The organism is Bacillus sp. JCM 19034, assembly GCF_001310635.1.
Lineage (GTDB): Bacteria > Bacillota > Bacilli > Bacillales > Bacillaceae_D > Halalkalibacter.
Map to the genome: position 1 here is coordinate 1 of NZ_BAXR01000043.1, position 3657 is coordinate 3657.

Genomic DNA, 3657 nt, shown 5'->3' on the forward strand with positions numbered 1-3657 from the left:
CTTCATCTGTATTCCCTTCGGCTTTTCCAACTAGCTCCGCTTTTTTCTCCGACTCTAATATTGGATCGTGATACACTAACGGCGTAGTTGTCATATTTGTTTCTGTTTCTACTTTTTCATTAATTAGTAGATTTTCATACTCAATTTGTGCTTGGTTGATGATTTCATCAATGGCATCATCCACTAACGCTTTTACTTTGAATTGAATAGTGACACCATTAGGTAAATTGTTACTGTTCGGAAGATCACCTAATTGAACAATCACCTTGTCGCCGTCAAAATGTCCAGCATCGAGATCATCTTCATCCGTTAAGTCTCCCGAACCTGGACCTTCAATGATTTTTAATGATCCAGGGACATATTCCGTTCCTTCTGGAATTTCATCCTCAAATATGACATTTGCGGCAACATCTCCACCACTATTGATTATTGTCACTTCGTACGTTAATTCATCACCAGCGTATACCTCGCCATCTGGTGAGACTGTTTTTGAGCGACTACACATGGTTCTGTTCCTAGGAAGATGTCGTCTAATAAATTTCCAAACATTTGCGATCCACCAGCTGCATCTACCGAATTAAAAGCAAACCTTGTTGTTGTTTGACCTGCTGGTACGGTATAGGTTCCTGAATAATATACCCACTCAGAGGTTCCAGTACTGATTTCCTGGATCACTGGCAGGTCCTCTGCCACCACATCCGCTGAACCAATTTGTATAGTCATTGTATCTACACCTAAAAGCCCTCTATGAGCCAATCTCCAATAAATCGTTTGCCCTGGTATAGTTTCAACATCCTGATATAATGCTGATACTTGATGAGCATTTAACTCAGCATATTGATTCCCATGTGGAGGGTTAATCTCATACTGGTAAATATATTCATTTTTCATTATCTGAATAAATTTATCCGAAGCATTTGTTTGCCAACCAGGAACTTCATCTTCATAAAAATACATCCAATACTGTTCGGCTCCAGGTGAACCTGTATCTCCTGGCATTCTTGCGGGAGGCTCCTCAAAACTACCATTAATCAATGCAACTGGTCTTGCACATGCATCGATTTCCACTCTTGGCAAGACGGTGTTCGTTACTTCGTTCGTTTCTATTACTTCTGTCGTTTCCCCTAATAAATTGTCATAGACTATTTGTGCCTTGTTCGTTACTTCTCTTTCTGAATCTGTATCTAGTGCCTTGACTTTAAACTGAACCGTGATGCCATCAGGCAAATCATTCGTGTTTGGCAAATCGCCTAAATCAATGATGACTTTTTCCCCATCAAATTCACCGGCATCGTCATCTGCTTCGTCCGATAAGTCACCTGTCCCAGGACCATCAATAATTTTTAAAGAACCTGGAACATATTCCGTACCTTCAGGAATAGCATCCTCAAATATTGTGTTTGCCGCAATGTCTCCGCCTTCGTTTTTAACATTTACTTCATACGTTAATTCTTGTCCGGCAAAAACCTCTCCCTCTGGAGAAACCACTTTATTTGTCACGACACATGGTTCTGTTCCTAGGAAAATAGCATCTAAAATATTACCATGACTTTGATTATTACCAGCAGCACTTACTGATTCAAAGGCAAACCGCGTAACTGTTTGTCCAGCTGGAACCGTGTATTCTCCCTGATAATAACCCCATTCATATCGGTCATCGGTGATTTCTCGAACAATTGGGAGATTATCCACTGATACATCTGGAGATCCTATTTTTAAGTTCATTGTATCAGGACCAAATTTTCCGGCATGAGCTAATCGCCAGTAAATGGTTTGACCAGGGTTTGTTTGAACATCTTGATATAAAGTTCCAACTTCATTGGCATTCAACTCAGCAACTTGTTCACCGTGTGCTGTATATTCAATATGGTCTACTTGAGCGTTCCATAATTCAATCATCCGTCAGAAGCAGTGGTATACCAACCTGGAACTTCATCTTGTGGGAACATACCCCATGTCTTATCTGGTACTGCGTTTGGATGAGTTTTTATATCTGGCTCCTCAAAACTTCCATTAATCAATGCAACTGGTGCTGCACAAGGATCAAGGGGCTCGGGCTGAAAATCTTCATACTTAAACCTCGCATTAGCCTCATTGCTACTTTTTGGTTCGTTATCAACAGTTGTTACTGCTGTATTCGGAACAGATACATAATCATCTTCATCAATATAACTAACATAGTTACTTGAGGTATTTAATGCACCATTAATGGTGATAATATATTGTTGATTATAAAACTAACATTTGAAAGTGTATCATCTAATGCTCTAATGGATAATTGGTTATCGACAACAGATATATCAAATAAGCTTGTGACATCGTCTCCATCGTCGTTCTTTACTTCAATATCGTTCTCTTCAACTATTAGTACATCTTCGAAAGTGTCTGTTATCTCAAATGTCTCATAAAAATTCACTTCATCTGCATAAGGGACTAACTGAACAATTTCATAAATGACTTCTCTAGGATCAGGATAGGTATTATCGCCTACTTCTTTATCTTCTATTGTAAAACCATATTTCACAGGCGCAGGAGGTTCAATTCCAGTGAGACTAAATTGTTGGGTGCCTGTTCCATGATTTTGATAGGTTGGTGTTGATACAGTAGCTGTCTGTGTAAACGTAATTGTAGATGTTGGTTCAAAGACGAGAGTCATCATTGTATCAGGTCCGCCTGCCCCACCAGGTCCAGTACCCATAACCATTAAAGGTTCTCCATTAGGTATTTCATTATCGTAACGAATGGTAGAACCATTAATGGCGAATATTTCCTTAATTGGCAAATCGAACAATATGGTTTTAGCCCTGTTTATAGCTCTGTATGACATATATCCTTTTACTTCAATCGGCTGTCCCGTTTCTTGGGAGTAAAATGTTATTTCACGAGTAAAAGAAGCAGCTCCTTCAACTTCCGTTGTTTTGGTGGCAGAATTACTGCTAAATCCCGAACTTAATAAGTCTGTATACTCTGAGGTAATTTCAACTTCCATATCTATTTTTTGGCCATCATATATACCAACATTCGTAAAGGTAATGGTTGCTGAGGGTGAAAGTCCGCCGGAGGTGTCCTCAAAATAACTTTGGCCAAAATCCCTCGAAACTAACTCTCCTTCTTCACACGTAGGTGCTATATTACAAGCTTCCTCAGCTGTTAACACTCTCGTATTCGGGCCTGGAGAAACAGAGACCTCTGTTTCATCTGTAACCCTCGGTGTAAATGAGTACTCGGCATCAATGTATCTTCCTTCACCTACTGAACCTAGCATCGTAACCTTTGGATGCTCGTCAATTGATGTAATTGGTACCGCTGTAGTAGATATATCGGATGCAGAAGATGTCACTAATACCTGATTCTCCATGGTATCACCAGACTCAATTTCCTCACCTTCACTCGTTACAGGTTCCTCAAATTCTTCCGTATCGGCTTGTTCCTCACCCGAATTAACTGGTATAACTCCAGCAACATTCGTTTCTAAAAAAGTATCGCCATTAATCAAAACTTGAGCAATATTATCAATTTCCTCTCCAACAGTAGCACCCTCTGTCACTTGCGTTGTGATCTGCAATTTAACACCATTACCCGCAAGCTCCTCAAGCTGCTCTTTCGTCCATTCAAGGGAAACGTTTTGTTCATCTACCACTACTTGATATGTATCGG

Annotated in this window: 4 protein-coding genes; all 4 read right to left on the reverse strand. The window is 39.9% G+C overall.

The window, feature by feature from the left end; all coding sequences use genetic code 11:
* Positions 1-505 (reverse strand): DUF11 domain-containing protein (locus JCM19034_RS20420; protein ID WP_156324090.1); only part of this gene is annotated, 505 nt, incomplete at its 3' end.
* Positions 445-1899: a DUF11 domain-containing protein gene (locus JCM19034_RS20425; RefSeq protein ID WP_062052611.1), complete on the reverse strand. Its 1455-nt coding sequence runs from the start codon at positions 1897-1899 to the stop codon at positions 445-447. The genes JCM19034_RS20420 and JCM19034_RS20425, both read right to left, overlap by 61 nt.
* Positions 1896-2021 carry a hypothetical protein gene (locus JCM19034_RS24350; RefSeq protein ID WP_269431744.1) on the reverse strand — a complete coding sequence of 42 codons (126 nt, stop codon included), beginning with the start codon at positions 2019-2021 and terminating at the stop codon, positions 1896-1898. The genes JCM19034_RS20425 and JCM19034_RS24350 overlap by 4 nt, the downstream gene beginning before the upstream one ends.
* 173 nt (positions 2022-2194) lie before the next feature.
* Positions 2195-3657: isopeptide-forming domain-containing fimbrial protein (locus tag JCM19034_RS22520; protein ID WP_197276471.1), on the reverse strand; the 1463-nt coding region annotated here is incomplete at its 5' end.